We start from the raw sequence: 16,533 nt of genomic DNA, 5'->3' as shown, positions 1-16,533 counted from the left end.
GGCCCGGGCGGTGCCATCGCGGTCTTCGGGTCGGGCATGACGGCAGTCTGCGGGGCGGGACGGTCCTGACCGGGACCCATGGCCTGCCGCTCTGCCGCCGACATCCTTACGGCTCCCCGGCAAGGACAAGCTTCATCGACCCCTCGCCAACCTTGTTGTCGCGGATGATCGAGAACGCGGTCTGCGTGGCATTCGCCGCCAGCAGGTTCGACATGATCGATTCCAGAGACTGCGGCCCGTCCAGGGGGATGCCGGTGGACTTGTCGCGGAACAGCACGTCGCCCTGGCGCAGCGTTGTCATGGCCGGCTTGGCCACGCCCGTCACCACGGTCTTCCAGATCCCGTCCTCGGTCGCGGTGCGCAGCCCGACGCCGTTGCTCAAGTTCACCAGACGCACGGCGTCGACCGTCAGCAGGCCCGTCTTCCGTTCGCCGTCCGACCCCGAATATTCGGCCACGACGCGCGCCCGGCCATCGGGATCGACCTGCATCGCGTTCAGGATGACGGCGGTCAGCGTCGAGGAATTGGGCGTCGGGCGGCCGTTGATCGAATGGATCACCAGACCCTGACGCAGCCAGCTTCCCGCGATTGCCGGGTCCATCGTCGGCGACAGGCGCACGATCATTGCGCCCGGCTTGCCGCCGATGAGGCGATCGTCGGCGGTGAAGGGAAGCACGGCATCCCAGGCGGCAAAGTCGATCTGGGTTGGCGCAGGCTTGCCCGACGCGGGTTCGGCGGCGGGCACGGGCTCGGTCGTCGCGGCAGCCTCTGGTTCCGGCGCAGCTTCGACGACCGGCGCGGCGGTCGCCACCTGCGGCTCTGCTGCGGGCTCTGCTGCGGGCTCTGGCACGGGCTCTGGCGCGGCTGCGGTCTCGGTCGCAGGGGCGGGCGCGGCTGCCGGTTCCGGTGTCGGCTCCGGCGTTGCCGGGGTCGTGGCTGCGGTCTCGACAGCCGGCGCGGGCTTGGTCTCGCTGGCGGTTTCCGCAGCGGGCGTCGCGGTGGCCGCGGCGGTGCTGGTCTCTGCGGCCCCGGCGAGGCTGGCCGTCGCCGTGTCGCTGGTCTGGTTCGTCCGGCTGGCGGCTTGCGGGGCTTGGGGGCTTGCGCCCAGGAACATGTATCCGCCTGCGGCAAGGGCCAGAACAACCACCGCCCCCGCGACCATCGGCATCGGGCTCTTGGCCTTCGGGGCCGGAGCCGCAACCGCCGGCTGCGGGGCCGAGGCGACCCGGGCCGGTTTGACAGGCTGATCCGGTGTCGCACTCGCCTGCGCTTCCTCGCGCTGGAAGTCGCTCACCAGCCGGTGGACCGCATCATCCGTCCCCGGTGCGGGCGTGGCCAGCGCCACCGACGCGCTGTCCAGCATCGCCAGCCACTCGGTCGCCGATTGCAGGCGCTGCTTCGGCAGAGTGCACATGGCGCGGTCGATGGCTTCGAGGAACCCGGGGGGATAGCCGGCAATCCTGCCCGTCAGCGGCACATAGGGGTCGGGCCGGTCTTCGGCCAGGGCGGCAAGACGGGCCTGCCCGTTGACCGGCGGATCGCCCGAAATCAGGTGATACAGCGTCGCGCCCAGGGCGTAGAGGTCGCTCCACGGCCCCTGTTCCGACCCGGCGATGTAGAATTCCTGCGGGCTGTAGCCGTCCTTGACCACCCGCAGCGCCGACATCGCGCGGTTCGTCTGCGACGCCTTTTCCCGTGCGGCGCCGAAGTCGATCAGGATCGGCTCGCCCTTCCTGTCGATCAGCACGTTGTCGGGCGAGATGTCGCGGTGCAGCATGTCGTGGTCGTGGATGTATCCGACCGCTTTCAACAGCTTGCGCGTGATCTCGACGATATGCTCCTTCGTCAGCGGCGGACCTTCGCCGTCGATGATCTGTTGCAGGTCCAGCCCGTCGATGTAATCGATCGCCATGTAGGCGGTGCCGTTGTCCTCGAACACCTGGTGCACGGCGACGATGTTCGGATGCACGATCTTGGCCAGGTTCCGCGCCTCGCGCACGAACAGCTGCACGACCGAACGCAGTTCCGCCGTGTGCGCGCGCGACCGGGCCGCGACCATCACCTTCGACCGCCGACAGAGAGAGGACGGGAAGCACTCCTTGATGACCACGTCGCGGTCGAGGCTGTCCTTGGCCAGATAGGTGATCCCGAACCCGCCGCTGTTGAGGTAGCGGGTGATCGTGTACTGGCCCTTCAGAAGCTTCGCGCCGGGCTGCAACTCGTCGATAAGGTCGTCAACCTCATCTTCCACGGAATCCACCGCCTTCTGTTGCGCCATCTCGTTCATCCTTCAAGCAAAGGTGCCGAAAGATCCTGGGCATGTGACCTCTCCAAGGCATGAAATCCCCCGGACGGCTCCTGTCGCAGGAACAATCGTCCACACAAAGGCACCAATTCACATTTTCCGTGATGGTTGTGGAACGGGGCGAAAATGGGGCGATCCAGAGGAGATTTGAAGAATGGCCGGGTTCAACCCAGACGCGACCGAACAGGATCGGGCCCGTCGCCCAATCCGTGCCCGTTCAGGGGCAGGTCTTTGTTTCGAGGCCGGAACGAATCCCGGATGTCCGACCTCTGCTGCGGCCTGTGGCTGATTCGCGGCCCTAGCCCTGCCGACGCCGTACGCGCCCGGGCCGCCCCGGCAACGACAGACGGGCATCGTTACGCTGCCGCTCGGCGACCAGCTTGCCCTTCGACACCACGGCCAGCCTGTCGGGCCGCAGCCGCAAGGCCTCGACCGGGTTGCCCGCGTCCAGCACCACCAGGCTTGCCAGACAGCCGGGGCGCAGCCCGTAGTCGGGCAGGCCCATGATCTGCGCGTTGGTCTCGGTCACCATGGTGAAACAGCGCGCCATTTCCGCCGGATGCATCATCTGCGCCACATGCAGGCCCATGAAGGCCACATCCAGCATGTCCGCCGTGCCAAGCGAATACCAGGGGTCCAGCACGCAGTCCTGTCCCCAGCCCACGGGGATGCCCAGGGCCTGCATCTCCTTCACCCGCGTCAGCCCGCGCCGCTTGGGGTAGGTGTCATGGCGGCCCTGCAGCGTGATGTTGATCAAGGGGTTCGGGATCGCGGTCATCCCGCTTTCGGCGATCAGCGGCAAAAGCTTGGACACATAGTAATTGTCCATCGAATGCATGGAGGTCAGGTGGCTCCCCGCCGCGCGGCCCCCCAGCCCGTGCCGCGTCACCTCGCGCGCCATTGTTTCCACATGGCGGCTCATCGGGTCGTCGGTTTCGTCGCAATGGACGTCCCACATCAAGCCGCGCTCGGCGGCGATCCGCGCCAGATCGCGCAGGGACTCGGCGCCTTCCTCCATTGTGCGCTCGAAATGCGGGATGCCGCCGACGACATCGACACCCATGTCCAGCGCGCGCAGAAGGTTCTGCCGCCCGGTCTTCGTCCGGTAAAGCCCGTCCTGCGGAAAGGCCACCAGTTGCAGGTCAAGGTAGGGCGCCACCCGACGCTTCACCTCCAGCATCGCCTCGACCCCGCGCAAATGGTCGGGCGTGGTATCGACATGGGTGCGGATCGCCAGCAGCCCCATGCTGACTGCCCAGTCGCAGTAGCGGACCGCGCGGTCCACCATCTCCTCCACCGTGGCGATCTCGCGCAGCTCTCCCCACAGCGCGATGCCTTCCAGAAGCGTGCCAGAGGCATTCACCCGCGGCAGGCCGTAGCTCAGCGTCGCGTCCATATGGAAATGCGGATCGACGAAGGGCGGGGACACCAGGTCTCCGGTCGCGTCGATCACGCAGGCACCCTCGGCCTCCAGCCTGCCCACCGCCGCGATCCGGTCGCCCCTGATGCCGATATCGGCCACCGTGCCGTCGGGCAGGGTGCCGCCCTTGACCAGAAGATCGAACATCTACCGTTCCCCCTTGTTGTAGGGCACCATCAGCGCCGCCGGCACCTCGGCCCGCCGCGACATCAGGATCAGTGCCAGGATCGACAGCAGGAAGGGCAGGGCCAGGAACAGCTGATAGGGCAGCACCGCCCCCAGCGCCGTCTGCTGCAACCGGATCTGCAACGCGTCGAAGGCTGCGAACAGGATCGCCCCCAGCACCGCCTTGCCGGGCTTCCAGGCGCCAAAGACGACCAGCGCGATGCAGATCCACCCCCGCCCGTTCACCATCTCGAAGAAAAAGCTGGAGAAGGCCGACAGCGTCAGGAACGCGCCCCCCACCGCCATCAGCCCCGAGCCCACGATCACCGCCCCCATCCGCAGGCCGGTGACCGACAGCCCCTGCGCCTCGACTGCCGCCGGGTTCTCGCCCACCGCCCGCAGCGCCAGCCCCAAAGGCGTGCGATAAAGCGTGAAGGCCACCAGCCCCGCCACCGCAAAGGCCGCCCAGGTCAGCGCCGTCTGCGACAGGGCGGCCCCCAGCCAGGGCAGGTCGGACAGGCCGGGAATGTAAAGCGGCTGGAAGGGTGTGATCTTCGGCGGGCTGGTCACCTGCGGCAGCATCAGCCGATAGGCGAAAGAGGCCGAGGCCGTGGCCAGCAGCGTCACCCCCAACCCCACCACATGCTGCGACAGGCCGAAGGGCACGGTCAGCACCGAATGCAAGAGCCCGAACAGCATCCCCGCCGCCATCGCCACCGCGACCCCGCCCCAAAGCGGCATCCCCTGATAGACCGCCATCCAGCCGGTGAAGGCGCCGATGACCATGATCCCCTCGATCCCGAGGTTCAGCACCCCCGCGCGTTCGCAGATGAGTTCCCCCATGGTGGCCAGGATCAGCGGCGAGGCGATGCGGATCACCGCCGCCCAGAAGCTGGCCGAAATGAGGATATCGACAATCTCGCTCATCCCCGCACCACCCGCATCTTGGTGAGAAGGATCGCCAGCACCATGAACAGCAGTGCCGTCGCCAGCAGCATGTCGGCGATATAGGTCGGCACCCCCGCCGCCCGGCTCATCGCGTCAGACCCGACGAAGATCCCCGCCACGAAGATCGCCGTCACCACCACGCCCAGGGGATGCAGCAGCGCCAGCATCGCCACGATGATCCCCGTGTAGCCGAAGCCCGGCGACAGGTCCGACGACAGATGCCCCTTCAGCCCGGCCACCTCGGACCACCCGGCCAGCGCCGCCAGCCCCCCGGACAAAAGGGCGGTTTTCACCAGCACCGCGTTGACCGGCATGCCTGCGAACCGCGCCGCCTCGGGGTTCTGCCCAACGGCGCGGATTTCGAAGCCCAGCGTGGTGCGGGTCTGGATCACCCAGACCGCGACCGCCGCGATGATCGCCAGCGCAAAGCCCCAGTGCAGCCGCAAGCCCTCCACGATGCGCGGCAGGCGGGCCTCGGGGATCAGGGCAGGGGACTTCGGCCAGCCCATGCCCATGGGATCCTTCATCGGGCCTTCCAGAAGATAGCTGACGAACAGAAGCATGATGAAGTTCAGCAGCAGGGTCGTCACCACCTCGTCCACCCCCAGCCGGGTTTTCAGCAGCACCGGCCCCAGCAGCAGCGCCGCCCCCGCCAGCATCGCGGCCCCCGCCGAGACGGGCAGGACCAGCGGGCTTCCCAGCGCGCCCGTGCCCAGCACCACCGCCACGATGGCGCCCGCATAAAGCTGCGCCTCGGCGCCGATGTTCCACAGTTTTGCCCGGAAGGCCACGGCCACCGCCAGCCCGGTGAAGATCAAGGGCGTCGCGCGGTTCAGGGTTTCGAGAATCGCCAGCTTCGACCCCAGCGCCCCCCGCGCGATCTGGCCCAGCACCGCGAAAGGGTTCGCCCCCGCGATCAGCGCCAGCAGCATGGCGACCCCCAGCGTGGCGAGCAGCGCCAGCGCCGGCAACCCCACCTTGCGCGCCGCCGAGGGGTTGGGGATCGTCTCAAGCCGCATGCGCTTCCCCGAACTTCTGCCCTGCCATCCACAGGCCCAATTCCGCCGCCGTCATCGTCCCACGCGCAAAGGCCGGGGAAAGACGGCCTTGAGACATCACATGAACGACGTCAGACAAGCTCATGATTTCATCCAGATCTTCCGAAATCAGCAGCACCGCCGCCCCCCGGTCGCGCGCCGCGATCAGCTGCGCCTGCACATAGGCAATCGCCCCCACATCCAGCCCCCGCACCGGCTGGTTCGCAAGGATGATGTCCGGCCCCGGCGCCAGCGCGCGGCCCAGGATCAGCTTCTGCATGTTCCCGCCCGAGAGCAGCCTGATCCGCGTCTCCGGCCCCGGACAGCGCACGTCATAGCCCTTGATGATCCCTTCCGCAAAGGCCCGCGCCGCCCGCCAGTCCATCCAGCCGCGCCGCGAGAACCGCGTGCGATACCCCTCCAGCACCGCATTCTCGGTCAGGTCAAAGTCCGCAATCGACCCCTGATGGTGCCGGTCCTCCGGGATCCGCGCCACGCCGCGCGCCAAGGCCTCGCGCGGGGTCCAGGTCTCCGGCTCCTGCCCATGCAGCCACAGCTGCCCCGCCGCAGGCAGGGCCAGCCCGCCCACGATCTCGGCCAGCGCCGCCTGCCCGTTGCCCGAGACCCCGGCAAGCCCGGTGATCTGCCCGGCCCGCAGCTCCAGCGACACCGCCTTCAGTCCCGGCGCCGCGCCGCGGTCGGGCGTCGAGACCTGATCCAGCCGCATCAGCACCGGACCCGGCGTCCGCGCCTCGGCGCGCGGCAGGGACAGTTCCCCCCCGACCATCAGCGCCGCCAGCGCGGCCTTGTCCGTGGCGTGGGTATCCACTTCGCCCACCACCCGGCCATGGCGCAGCACCACGCAACGGTCGGCCACGCCCATCACCTCGTGCAGCTTGTGGCTGATGAAGATCACCGACAGTCCCCGCGCCGTGGCCTTGCGCAGGGTCGCGAACAGCGCCTCGGCCTCCTGCGGGGTCAGCACCGCCGTCGGCTCGTCCAGGATCAGCACCCGCGCGTCACGATAGAGCGCCTTCAGGATCTCCACCCGCTGGCGTTCGCCCACCGACAGGCGGCCCACCCTGGCATCGGGATCGACCGACAGCCCGAAGTCCCGCGACAGCCGCGCCACCTTCTCCCGCGCGCCCGCATACGACCGCGACCACAGCCCCTCGGTCCCGAGGCGAATGTTCTCCAGCACCGTCAGGTTGCCCGCCAGGGTGAAGTGCTGGTGCACCATCCCCACCCCCGCCGCCAGCGCCGCGCGCGGGTTGCCGGGGGGCAGGGGGCGGCCGAACACCTCGACCGACCCCGCATCGGCCACATAGTGACCGAAGAGGATGTTCATCAGCGTGGTCTTGCCCGCGCCGTTTTCCCCAAGCAGCGCCACCACCTCGCCGCGCCGCAGGGTCAGCGACACGGCGTCGTTGGCCGTCAGCGCGCCGAAGCGCTTGGTGATCCGGTCAAGGCGAAGAACGACTTCCGCCCCGCTGTCCCGGCTCACGACGATTTCGGCTCGCTGTCGTCGATCCCGACCATGAAACTGCCGTCGCGAATCGCCTTTTCCTTCTCGGCCACCAGAGCCTTGATCTCGGCGGGAACCTTGTCCTCGAAGGTGCCCAGCGGTGCCAGCGAACAGCCGCCCTCGCGCATGAAGGAATAGGTGCCGTAATTCGCCGCCTTGAACGTCCCGGCCTGCACCGCAGCGACGGCGGCGTTCAGCGTGGGCTCGAAATGCCACAGGGCCGAGGTGACGACCGTCTCCGGGTAATCCGGTTGCGTGTCGATCACGTTGCCGATGGCCAGAACGCCCCGCTCCTTGGCCGCGTCCGACACGCCGAAGCGTTCGGCATACATCAGGTCCGCGCCCCCGTCGATCATCGCAAAGGCGGTCTCCTTGGCCTTGGGCGGATCGAACCAGGACCCGATGAAGCTGACCTGGAATTTCGTCTCCGGCTTCACCTCGCGCACGCCGGCCATGAAGGCGTTCATCAGCCGGTTGACCTCCGGTATCGGGAAGCCGCCGACCATGCCGATGTTGCCCTTGGTCATGCCGCCCGCGACGATGCCCGAGAGATAAGCCGCGTCCTGGATGTAGTTGTCGAAGACCGCGAGGTTGGGGTTCGCGGCCTCGTCCGGCATGAAGGACGACCCCAGCAGAAATGCCACATCCGGGTATTCCGCGCAGACCTCGCGCGCCTCCTGCTCGGCGCCGAAGATCTCGCCCACGATCAGCTTGACCCCCGCCTCGCAATATTCGCGCATCACGCGGGGATAGTCGGTGTTCGCCACATTTTCGGTGTAGGTGTAATCCACCGTCCCCGCCGCCTTCAGCGCCTCGGCGGCGATGTGGATGCGGCTGACCCATTGCTGTTCCACCGGCACCGTGTAGATGCCCGCCATTTTGATCGGCTCTTGCGCAAGGCCAGCGCGCGGCAGGTTCGCCGCCACCGTTGCCGCCGCCCCACCCAGAAGCAGCCCGCGCCGCGATACCGTGAAGGTTCCCGTTGTCATCTGATGCCTATCCCTGTTGCTGGTCTTCGGTTGGAATTTTTACCAAGAGGTAAAACTCTTTCCCGATTCGTTACAAGCGGCAGTTTCCCCGGTCAAATCGCGCGGCGCACCTGCGACCGCGCCGGTAGAATTTGCCGGAAAATATGGCATTTCATGGCCTTGCCGGTCAATGCGAAAGCATTGTCTGAAGTCGGGACGGGCATCGACGCCGCGCCCGCCGCATGGCAGGGTCGCCAGGAAGGAGGTTCGCCATGTCCATTCCCTTCGCCGGCCCGCAGATCCCGACCCTCGTCCAGCACATCCTGGACCGGATCGACCTTGGCCAGCTGAACCCGGGCGACCTTCTGGACGAGGCCGAACTGTCGGCGACCTACGGCGTCTCCCGCACGCCGGTGCGCGAGGCGATCCTTTATCTCGAAGCCCTCGGCCTCGTCCGCCGCCTGCCGCGCAAGGGGGCCGCGATCTTCCGGCCCACGCTGGAGGAATTTCTCGCCATCCTCGAGGTCCATGCCAAGCTGGAAGGCCAGGCCGCGGGCCTTGCCGCCCGCCGCCTGTCGCGGCAGGGGGCCGAAGAGCTCGAGGCCGCCGTCCGCGCCTGCGAGGCGCAGGCCGCCGCCGATCCGACCGGCGACCCGGACGGCTATTACCAGTTGAACCTGCGGTTTCATGCCTGCGTGGCCACTGCCTCGGGCAATGGCGTGCTGCTGGAAAGCCTCAAGACCAACGCCCGCCGCCTGCTGGCCTACTACCGCGCCCGCTATCGTTTTCAGGGTGCGATCCCGAAATCCGCCGCCGAACACCGGGCCATCGCGCGCCTCATCACCGACCGCGATTCGGCGGGGGCCGAGGCGATGATGCAGGCCCATGTCCAGTTCGATCAGGTGACGGCGATGGACCTTCTGGCCGCGCTCTCCTAGCCCTTCGCCTGTTCGAAGAACCGCGCGATCCATTCGGCAAAGCGGGGGCCGTCGGTTCTCTGACAGAGTGAGTCCCTTGCGGCCACCGCCACCTCTGCCGGGACCTTCGGCGCGAACTCCTCCACCAGCGCGGCCAGGAACTCCGGCGTCATCTCCGGGTGATACTGCGTGGCAAAGACCCGGTTGCCGATCCGGTAGCACGCCGTCGGACACCCCGGCGTGACCCCCACCACCTCCGCGCCGGGGGGCAGCGCCGTCACCTGCTCGCCATGCGCGGCGGCCAGCCGGAACCGTGTCACGGGCTCCATCCAGGGGGCAGGGGCGATCACCTCGGTCTCCGCCGTCCCCAGCACGAAGGCCCCCGGATTAGGCCCCACCGTTCCCCCCAGCGCCTTGGCGATCGCCTGATGCCCGAAACAGGCCCCGGCCAGCGGGACCCCTGCCGCAAAACCGTCGCGGATCAGCTGCATCAGCCGGTCGATCCAGGCCTCCTCATCATGCACCGAGGCCGGGCTGCCCCCGATCAGCGCCCCGTCAAACCCTTGCAGATCATCGGGAAACTCGCCTTTCGGCAGATCGAAGGCCATCACCTTCCACCCCGGCCGCACCCCCTGCAACAGGGCCTTGAACTTCTCCACATCGCGCGGATGGCGGGCGGCGAAATCGCTGTCATCGGTGTTCGTGGCCAGCACCGCGATATGCATGAGATTTCCCTTTACATATTTAACATGCGTATCATTATGCAAATCGCAGGAGGGAGCAACCCATGACAGTCTGGACACCGACCGACGACGGTTACGCCGACCTGACCAGCCACGACACTTTCCTGAACGGCGCCCCGCACAACACCTTCGCCCGCCTGCGCCGCGAGGACCCCTGCCACTGGACCCCATACCCCCAAGGCCAGGGCTTCTGGTCCCTGACCCGGCACGAGGACATCCTGCGCCTGAACGGCCAGCCCGACCTCCTGTCCTCCGCCCGCGGCATCCGCATGGAGGATCAGAGCTACGAGGAATACCTCGCCCGCCGCACCTTCCAGGAAACCGACCCGCCGGACCACATGCTGACCCGGGTGAAGGTCGCCAAGGCCTTCTCGAAACCCGTCATCGCCACCTTCGAACAGGCGATCCGCGACCTCTGCACCACGATCCTCGACGCGGCCCTGCCCAGGGAAACCTTCGACGCCACCAGGGAAATCGCCCGCGAACTGCCCATGCGGATGCTCGGCCGCATCGTGGGCCTTCCCGACGAGGACCTGCCCTGGCTCGTCGAGAAAGGCGACGCGCTGATCGCCAACACCGACCCCGACTTCACGCCCCACGTCCTTGACAAACTCACCACCGACGAATTCCGCATGATGCCCTTCAACTCTCCGGCAGGCGCGGAACTCTTCGTCTACGCCAAGGACCTGATGGCCCGCAAAGCGGCCATCGGCGACACGGGCGGCGTGCTCCACATGATCCTGCAACCCGGCCACGACGGCCAGGTCATGCCCGAACACGAATTCCGCAACTTCTTCTGCCTGATCGTCGCCGCCGGGAACGACACCACGCGCTACTCCATCGCCGCCGGGATCCAGGCGCTCGCCCACCAGCCCGAGCTTCTCCCCCTGATCCAGTCCGGCGCCGTCGATGACACCATGGCCGACGAGATCATCCGCTGGGCCAGCCCCACCAGCTACTTCCGCCGCACCGCCACCCGCGACTTCGACCTGCACGGCAAGACCATCCGCGCGGGCGACAAGGTGCTCTACTGGTTCGCCTCCGCCAACCGCGACGAGGCCGTGTTCGACGACCCCTTCCGCGTCAACCTCGCCCGCAACCCGAACAGACACCTCGCCTTCGGGCAGGGCGGCCCGCACCTCTGCCTCGGCATGTGGCTCGCCCGCCTCGAAGTCCGCGTGCTGTTCCAGGAACTGGCGAAACGCATCACATCCATCGAACCGGCCGGAGAGCAGAAATTCCTGCGCTCGAACTTCGTCGCCGGATTGAAAAGCCTGCCCGTCCGCGTGACGCTGCAATAAACAGGGGGAGACCGAAATGCCCGACCGCCTGCGCGCGATGTTCTGCGACCACCTCAGCCTGATGCGCGGCAAATACCTGCCCGCGTCCAAGCTGAAATCCGACGGCACCCGCATGGCGCGGCCCACCTTTTCCGTCCACTGGGACAAGGACCTCATCCTCGACGCCCCGCACACCAGATGCCGCGAAGGCATCCCGGACATGGAGCTGCGCTGGGAGGCCTCCGACATCCGCGACGGCTGGGAGCTTGACACGAAGGTCGTCACCGGCGACCTCTACGACAGCGAGGGCCAGCGCATCCCCCTCTGCCCCCGCTCCGCCCTGAAACGCGCCGTTGCCGCCTGGGAGGGCAGGGGCCTGACCCCCAAAGTCGGCGTGGAGCTCGAAGCCTTCGCCTTCGAGATCGCCGAAGACGGCTCCATCGCCCCCCTGCACGCGCCGGGAGGCATCGTCTACGGCACCGGCCCCTTCGCCGACCCCGCCGGTTTCACCGATGCGATCTGGCAAAGGGCCGAGGAAGCAGGCTTCCGCCTCGACCTCATCACCGCCGAATACGACACGCCGCAGTTCGAATTCACCCTCGCCTATGACACCGCCGTCAAGGCCGTGGACGAGATGGTCCTCTTCCGCCAGATGGCCCGCGAAGTGGCCCTCGAACACGGCATCCTCTTGACCTTCCTGCCGAAACCGATCCCGGAAAAGGGCGGCTCGGGCCTGCACTTCAACCTCTCCTTCGCCGACAAGGCGGGCAAGAACGCCCTGCAAACCGGCCCCAAAGGCGGCCCCGACCACATGAACGACCTTGCGAAAGGCGTCGTCGCGGGCTGGCTGCACCACCACAAGGGACTGGCCGGGCTGTTGGCCCCCACGGTCGGCAGCTACCTCCGCCTGCAACCGGCATCCATGTCCGGCTACTGGTGCAACTGGGGCGGCGACCATCGCGGCGTCACCGTCCGCGTGTCGGAAGAGGGCGGCCCCAAGACCCGCCTCGAACACCGGATGGCCGACGCCAGCTGCAACCCCTACACCGCGCTTGCGGCGCTCCTTCAGGCGGGCCTCCTCGGCGTGCAGAACGGCTACAATCTCCCCGCGCCCGAGGCCGGCGACGGCTTTGACCGCACCGACGCAGGCTATGGCGTGGCAGGCTCACTGTCCGAGGCGATGGACGATCTTGAGGCCGACAAGGCCCTCGCCGCCGCTCTCGGCCCGGAGCTTGTCGAACACCACCTCTTCATGAAACGGATCGAGGTGACCAAGACCGAGGGCCTCGAAGGCGCAGCCTTGCGCGACTATTACATCTGGTATGTCTGAGGGTCCGCCAATGACTTTGACACGGAAAGCCACCTGGAACCTGGCCGATGGCCGCGCGATCACCCTCGACGTGCCCGAGGGCCAAAGCCTGATGGAGGCCGCCACCCGCCATGGCGTCCCCGGCATCATCGGCGAATGCGGCGGCTCGATGTCCTGCGCCACCTGCCATGTCGTCGTCGCCCCCGACTGGGCCGAACGGGCAGGGACCCCCAGCGCCTTCGAGGAAGACATGCTCGACATCACCGAGGCCGGCCGCCAACCCACCTCGCGCCTCTCCTGCCAGATCAGGATGACTGCGGCGCTGGACGGGATCGTGCTGTCGGTGCCCGAGGCTTGAGGCAAACGAAATTTCTGCAAGATTCCCGATTCTTTGCAGAAAAATCGTGACTCTGGTGGTGTAAGGCTTCCGTCCCCGTCTCCATGAGAAGCCGATGATCCTGGACACCCTCACCCCGATCCTCACCGAGGCCGCCGCCCAGTCGCTGGCCTTCTTCAACAGCCTCGCCGCCCGCCAGGTGGATGCCAAATCTCCCGGCGACCTCGTCTCCGACGCCGACCGCGCCGTGGAGCAGACCGTCCGCCAGCGCCTGAGCGCCGCTTTCCCCGATTGCGCCATCCTGGGCGAGGAATACGGCGGCCACCCGTCCCACCGCTTCTGGGCCATCGACCCGATCGACGGCACCGCGAATTTCCTCTCCGGCCTGCCGTTCTGGACCGTCTCCCTTGGCCTGATGGACCACGGCCAGCCCGTCGCGGGTGCCATCATCGCCCCCGCGTTGGGCCTCTCCGTGATTGGCGCGGTGGGCGAACCCCTGCGCACCACCGGCTTCACCCCCGGCTCCCGCCCTGCCGACCCGCCCTGCATCGGCCTCGGCCGCAACCCCCGCTGGCCCGCCGCCGACCGCCACGCAATCGAGGCCGCCGCCGATGCCCGGAACCTCGGCGTGCGCCTGATCGGCTCCTGCGCGCTCTCGCTGATGCTCGTCGCCACCGGGCGCCTCAAAGGCTATGTCGAGGCAAATGTCGGCGGCCTCTGGGATTGTGCCGGCGGCCTCGCCCTCTGCCGCGCCGCAGGCCTGCCGACCGCGTTCAAGCTCCACGAGGACGGCACCGTCGATATCCTCGCAGGCGAGGTTTTCGCCCTCGCCCAGGCCGCCGGATGGCGCGGCGAAATCCTTGACGAAAGGTAAACGCCCACGGCCAAGCCCTTGATTTCAATACCTCACGAAAAAGCGCCGCGCGCGGCGCTTGCAGCCGCCGCGCCCCGCTGGCACTCTCGCCCCGGAAGGCCGGAGGGGACCGCAGAACATGACCCGCAACACCACCCATGGGGGCTACTTCCTCTACCATTCCATCGGCATCTACCCCGGAAAAGAGGAAGACCTGGCCCGCGCCATGGCCGAGTTCTCCGAAATCTGGGCCGCCCCGAACGACAAGCAGTGGGGGTATGTCCTGCGCAAGCGGCAGGACTTCATCGACCGCTGGCGGCGGCTGATCGGGGTGCCGAAGGGCAGCCTGACCACGGTGGACAACGTGACCGAGGGCCTGCAGAAGATCCTCCGCGCCCTGCCCGAAGGCTATCTCAAGGGCAAGCGCGTCCTCGCCGCCGCCGACTGCTTCCCCTCGCTCCACTTCCTCCTTCAGGGCCTCGCCCCCAAGATGGGCTTCACCCTGACCACCGTCCCCCTGTCAGAAGGCCTCCCCCTCGTCACGACCGAAGATTACCTGAGCCACTGGACCCCCGACGTGGGCCTTGCGCTGCTGACCTGGGTCACCTCCATCGGCTCCTCGAAGATGGACTACCCGGCGCTGGTCGCCCATGGCCGCGCGATGGGCAGCCTGATGGTCGCCGACATCACGCAAGGGGCGGGCCTGATGCCCTTCGACGCCCTGAACCCGCGCGTCGATTTCGTCGTCTCGACCAGCCTGAAATGGCTCTGCGGCACGCCCGGGGCCGGCATCCTCTACGCCGACAAGGACCTGATCCCCATGCTGACGCCGGAAGGCCGGGGCTGGTTTTCCCAGAATAACCCCTTCTCCTGGGACCTGGACAAGTTCGACTACGCCCCCGACATCCGCCGCTTCGACACCGGCACGCCGGGTTCGGTCGCGGCCCTTGCCTCGCTGCCGGCGCTGGAGTGGTTCTCGAAGCAGGACCTGACCGAGGTCGCCGCCCACAACCGCCGCCTTGTGGACCGGGTGATCGAACGGGCCGACCGTCTGGGCCTCCCCCTCCATTCCCCGCGCGACGCGGACAAACGGGGCGGCGCGGTGATGATCCGCATGCCCGACAAGGCCGAGGCAGCGGCCTGCGTCGGCGCGCTGGGGGTCGAGGGCTATTCGGTCGATTGCCGCGGCCCGATCCTGCGCATGTCGCCCGGTTTCGTGACCGAGGAACGCGCGGTGGATGCCGTCTTCGATCTGGTCGAAGAGGTGATGGCCCGCCGCAAGCGGCGCTTTGCGGGGCAGGGGGAGAAGACCGGAAACCCTGCCGAAACCCTTGCTGCGCTCGCCTCGGGCCTCGCTTCGGGCAGCGTGACAGTCGTGGACCTGACCGCCGAGCTTGGCCCGGACACACCGATCCTCCGCCTGCCCGAGGATCTGGCGCGGAACACCCCCAAGGTCGCGATCCACCGGATCAGCGCCTACGACAAGGACGGCCCGTTCTGGGCCTGGAACTGGCTGGAACTGGGCGAACATTCCGGCACCCATTTCGACGCGCCGCACCACTGGCTGTCGGGCAAGGACCACCCGGACGGCTTCACCGACACCCTGTCGGTCCAGCGCCTGATCGCGCCCGCAAATGTCATCGACTGTTCCGCCGAGGCCGCCGCCGACCCGGATTTCCTGCTGACGGCGGCCCATGTGAAGGCCTGGGAGGCGCAGCATGGGCAGATCGGCCCCGGCGAATGGGTGCTGATGCGCACCGACTGGGACAGGCGGAGCCACGACGAGGAACTGTTCCTGAACGAAGACCCGGACCCCCACGAGGACGGATCCCACTCTCCCGGCCCCTCGACCGACTGCATCGACTACCTCCTGGGCAAGGGCATCGTCGGCTGGGGCACGCAATGCATCGGGACCGATGCGGGGATGGCCGGCAAGTTCAGCCCGCCCTTCCCGGCGCACAACTTCCTGCACCGGGACAACTGCTTTGGCCTGGCCAGCCTGTGCAACCTCGACCAGCTGCCGCCCAAGGGCGCGCTGCTGATCGTGACGCCACTGAAGATCAGGAACGGGACGGGCTCTCCCATCCGGGCGCTGGCGCTGGTGGCCTGACCCGGCGCGAAACCTTGGATTGAGGCCGCGCGCGAAACGCGCCATAACCGGAAGATGACCGACACAACCAGCTTCCGCCAGACCCGCCGCTCGTTGCCCATCGCGCTTTTGCGGGCGCGGGAAACGGTGATGGGGCCGTTCCGCGACATGCTGGCCAGTTCCGGCGTCAACGAGCAGAAATGGCGCGTCCTGCGCGTGTTGCAGGAACGCGGGCCGCTGGAGCTGAGCCAGGTCGCCGCCGAGGCCGTGCTCCTGCTGTCCAGCCTGACGCGGATGGTCGGGCCGATGGTCGAGGAAGGCCTGATCTCGCGGATGACCCCGCCCGAGGACCGCCGCAAGTCGGTGATCGCGATCACGCCGGCGGGGCTTGCGCTGGTCAACGCCCATGCTGCGGCAAGTGCAGCGATCCTGGGCCGGATCGAAGCCGAATTCGGGCGCAAGCGGCTGGAAACGCTGCTCGACCTGCTGGAGGACCTCCAGAAGCTGGACCTGCGCGGGCCACCACAAGGTGCCCCCAAGACCCGTCGTTAGGTCATGGCGGTCTTGGCGCAGGACCATCGGTTGGCAGTTTCAGGGCGGCTCCGCTACTCCTCTGCAACCCGTTGCTCCCGTCCCG

General features: G+C 67.7%; 14 protein-coding genes. 7 read left to right on the top strand and 7 right to left on the bottom strand.

Translation table 11 applies throughout. The annotated features are described in order from the left end of the window. Positions 1-106: 106 nt before the first annotated feature. From D5084_RS13160 to D5084_RS13135, 6 genes are all read right to left on the bottom strand, one after another. A complete protein-coding gene (locus D5084_RS13160; protein ID WP_162302438.1) occupies positions 107-2,278 on the bottom strand; it encodes a serine/threonine-protein kinase in 2,172 nt (723 codons plus the stop codon). Positions 2,279-2,603: 325 nt separating this feature from the next. Further along, positions 2,604-3,872: an amidohydrolase family protein gene (locus tag D5084_RS13155; protein ID WP_128515952.1), complete on the bottom strand. Its 1,269-nt coding sequence runs from the start codon at positions 3,870-3,872 to the stop codon at positions 2,604-2,606. Beyond that, positions 3,873-4,817, bottom strand: coding sequence for an ABC transporter permease (locus D5084_RS13150; protein ID WP_128515951.1), 945 nt, complete (start codon positions 4,815-4,817; stop codon positions 3,873-3,875). It abuts the gene before it with no gap. Then, the gene (locus D5084_RS13145; protein ID WP_128515950.1) at positions 4,814-5,857 is read right to left on the bottom strand and encodes an ABC transporter permease; all 1,044 of its coding nucleotides are present in this window, start codon (positions 5,855-5,857) and stop codon (positions 4,814-4,816) included. The genes D5084_RS13150 and D5084_RS13145 overlap by 4 nt, the downstream gene beginning before the upstream one ends. Further along, entirely contained in the window at positions 5,847-7,379 is a 1,533-nt protein-coding gene (locus tag D5084_RS13140) for an ABC transporter ATP-binding protein (RefSeq protein WP_128515949.1), read from the bottom strand. The genes D5084_RS13145 and D5084_RS13140 overlap by 11 nt, the downstream gene beginning before the upstream one ends. Continuing rightward, the gene (locus D5084_RS13135; RefSeq protein ID WP_128515948.1) at positions 7,376-8,389 is read right to left on the bottom strand and encodes a BMP family protein; all 1,014 of its coding nucleotides are present in this window, start codon (positions 8,387-8,389) and stop codon (positions 7,376-7,378) included. Before D5084_RS13135 ends, D5084_RS13140 begins: the two co-directional genes overlap by 4 nt. Before the next feature lie 251 nt (positions 8,390-8,640). On the opposite strand from D5084_RS13135, the gene D5084_RS13130 reads away from it, so the two are divergent. Then, a complete protein-coding gene (locus tag D5084_RS13130; protein ID WP_128515947.1) occupies positions 8,641-9,306 on the top strand; it encodes a GntR family transcriptional regulator in 666 nt (221 codons plus the stop codon). Here D5084_RS13130 and D5084_RS13125 read toward each other — a convergent pair. Continuing rightward, positions 9,303-10,010: a type 1 glutamine amidotransferase gene (locus D5084_RS13125; RefSeq protein ID WP_128515946.1), complete on the bottom strand. Its 708-nt coding sequence runs from the start codon at positions 10,008-10,010 to the stop codon at positions 9,303-9,305. The genes D5084_RS13130 and D5084_RS13125 overlap by 4 nt on opposite strands. Positions 10,011-10,072: 62 nt before the next feature. Between D5084_RS13125 and D5084_RS13120 the strand changes: the two genes are divergently transcribed. The 6 genes from D5084_RS13120 to hpaR all read left to right on the top strand — a co-directional run bounded on the left by D5084_RS13120 (position 10,073) and on the right by hpaR (position 16,448). Then, on the top strand, positions 10,073-11,329 hold the full coding sequence (locus D5084_RS13120; RefSeq protein ID WP_128515945.1) for a cytochrome P450: 1,257 nt from the start codon (positions 10,073-10,075) through the stop codon (positions 11,327-11,329). A gap of 16 nt (positions 11,330-11,345) precedes the next feature. Then, on the top strand, positions 11,346-12,638 hold the full coding sequence (locus tag D5084_RS13115) for a type I glutamate--ammonia ligase (protein ID WP_128515944.1): 1,293 nt from the start codon (positions 11,346-11,348) through the stop codon (positions 12,636-12,638). Positions 12,639-12,648: 10 nt separating this feature from the next. Further along, positions 12,649-12,975 (top strand): 2Fe-2S iron-sulfur cluster-binding protein, encoded by a 327-nt coding sequence (locus D5084_RS13110; RefSeq protein ID WP_202910065.1) that lies wholly within the window; start codon positions 12,649-12,651, stop codon positions 12,973-12,975. A 94-nt stretch (positions 12,976-13,069) separates the two neighbouring features. Next, positions 13,070-13,828 carry an inositol monophosphatase family protein gene (locus tag D5084_RS13105; protein WP_128515942.1) on the top strand — a complete coding sequence of 253 codons (759 nt, stop codon included), beginning with the start codon at positions 13,070-13,072 and terminating at the stop codon, positions 13,826-13,828. Between the two features lie 118 nt (positions 13,829-13,946). Beyond that, positions 13,947-15,917, top strand: coding sequence for an aminotransferase class V-fold PLP-dependent enzyme (locus D5084_RS18960; protein ID WP_354001225.1), 1,971 nt, complete (start codon positions 13,947-13,949; stop codon positions 15,915-15,917). Positions 15,918-15,971: 54 nt separating this feature from the next. Next, positions 15,972-16,448 (top strand): homoprotocatechuate degradation operon regulator HpaR, encoded by a 477-nt coding sequence (hpaR, locus tag D5084_RS13095; protein ID WP_128515941.1) that lies wholly within the window; start codon positions 15,972-15,974, stop codon positions 16,446-16,448. The last annotated feature ends 85 nt before the right edge of the window (positions 16,449-16,533 follow it).

Origin of the sequence: Tabrizicola thermarum (assembly GCF_003574395.1) — a bacterium.
GTDB classification, from domain to species: Bacteria; Pseudomonadota; Alphaproteobacteria; order Rhodobacterales; family Rhodobacteraceae; genus Tabrizicola; species Tabrizicola thermarum.
This window is presented reverse-complemented; position numbering and strand designations above follow the sequence as displayed.

Excerpts from the sequence above, each read along its gene's own strand:
- D5084_RS13160 (WP_162302438.1), bottom strand. The coding sequence starts at position 2,278 with ATGGCGCAACAGAAGGCGGTGGATTCCGTGGAAGATGAGGTTGACGAC.
- D5084_RS13155 (WP_128515952.1), bottom strand. The coding sequence starts at position 3,872 with ATGTTCGATCTTCTGGTCAAGGGCGGCACCCTGCCCGACGGCACGGTG.
- D5084_RS13150 (WP_128515951.1), bottom strand. The coding sequence starts at position 4,817 with ATGAGCGAGATTGTCGATATCCTCATTTCGGCCAGCTTCTGGGCGGCG.
- D5084_RS13145 (WP_128515950.1), bottom strand. The coding sequence starts at position 5,857 with ATGCGGCTTGAGACGATCCCCAACCCCTCGGCGGCGCGCAAGGTGGGG.
- D5084_RS13135 (WP_128515948.1), bottom strand. The coding sequence starts at position 8,389 with ATGACAACGGGAACCTTCACGGTATCGCGGCGCGGGCTGCTTCTGGGT.
- D5084_RS13130 (WP_128515947.1), top strand. The coding sequence starts at position 8,641 with ATGTCCATTCCCTTCGCCGGCCCGCAGATCCCGACCCTCGTCCAGCAC.
- D5084_RS13125 (WP_128515946.1), bottom strand. The coding sequence starts at position 10,010 with ATGCATATCGCGGTGCTGGCCACGAACACCGATGACAGCGATTTCGCC.
- D5084_RS13120 (WP_128515945.1), top strand. The coding sequence starts at position 10,073 with ATGACAGTCTGGACACCGACCGACGACGGTTACGCCGACCTGACCAGC.
- D5084_RS13115 (WP_128515944.1), top strand. The coding sequence starts at position 11,346 with ATGCCCGACCGCCTGCGCGCGATGTTCTGCGACCACCTCAGCCTGATG.
- D5084_RS13110 (WP_202910065.1), top strand. The coding sequence starts at position 12,649 with ATGACTTTGACACGGAAAGCCACCTGGAACCTGGCCGATGGCCGCGCG.
- D5084_RS13105 (WP_128515942.1), top strand. The coding sequence starts at position 13,070 with ATGATCCTGGACACCCTCACCCCGATCCTCACCGAGGCCGCCGCCCAG.
- D5084_RS18960 (WP_354001225.1), top strand. The coding sequence starts at position 13,947 with ATGACCCGCAACACCACCCATGGGGGCTACTTCCTCTACCATTCCATC.
- hpaR (WP_128515941.1), top strand. The coding sequence starts at position 15,972 with ATGACCGACACAACCAGCTTCCGCCAGACCCGCCGCTCGTTGCCCATC.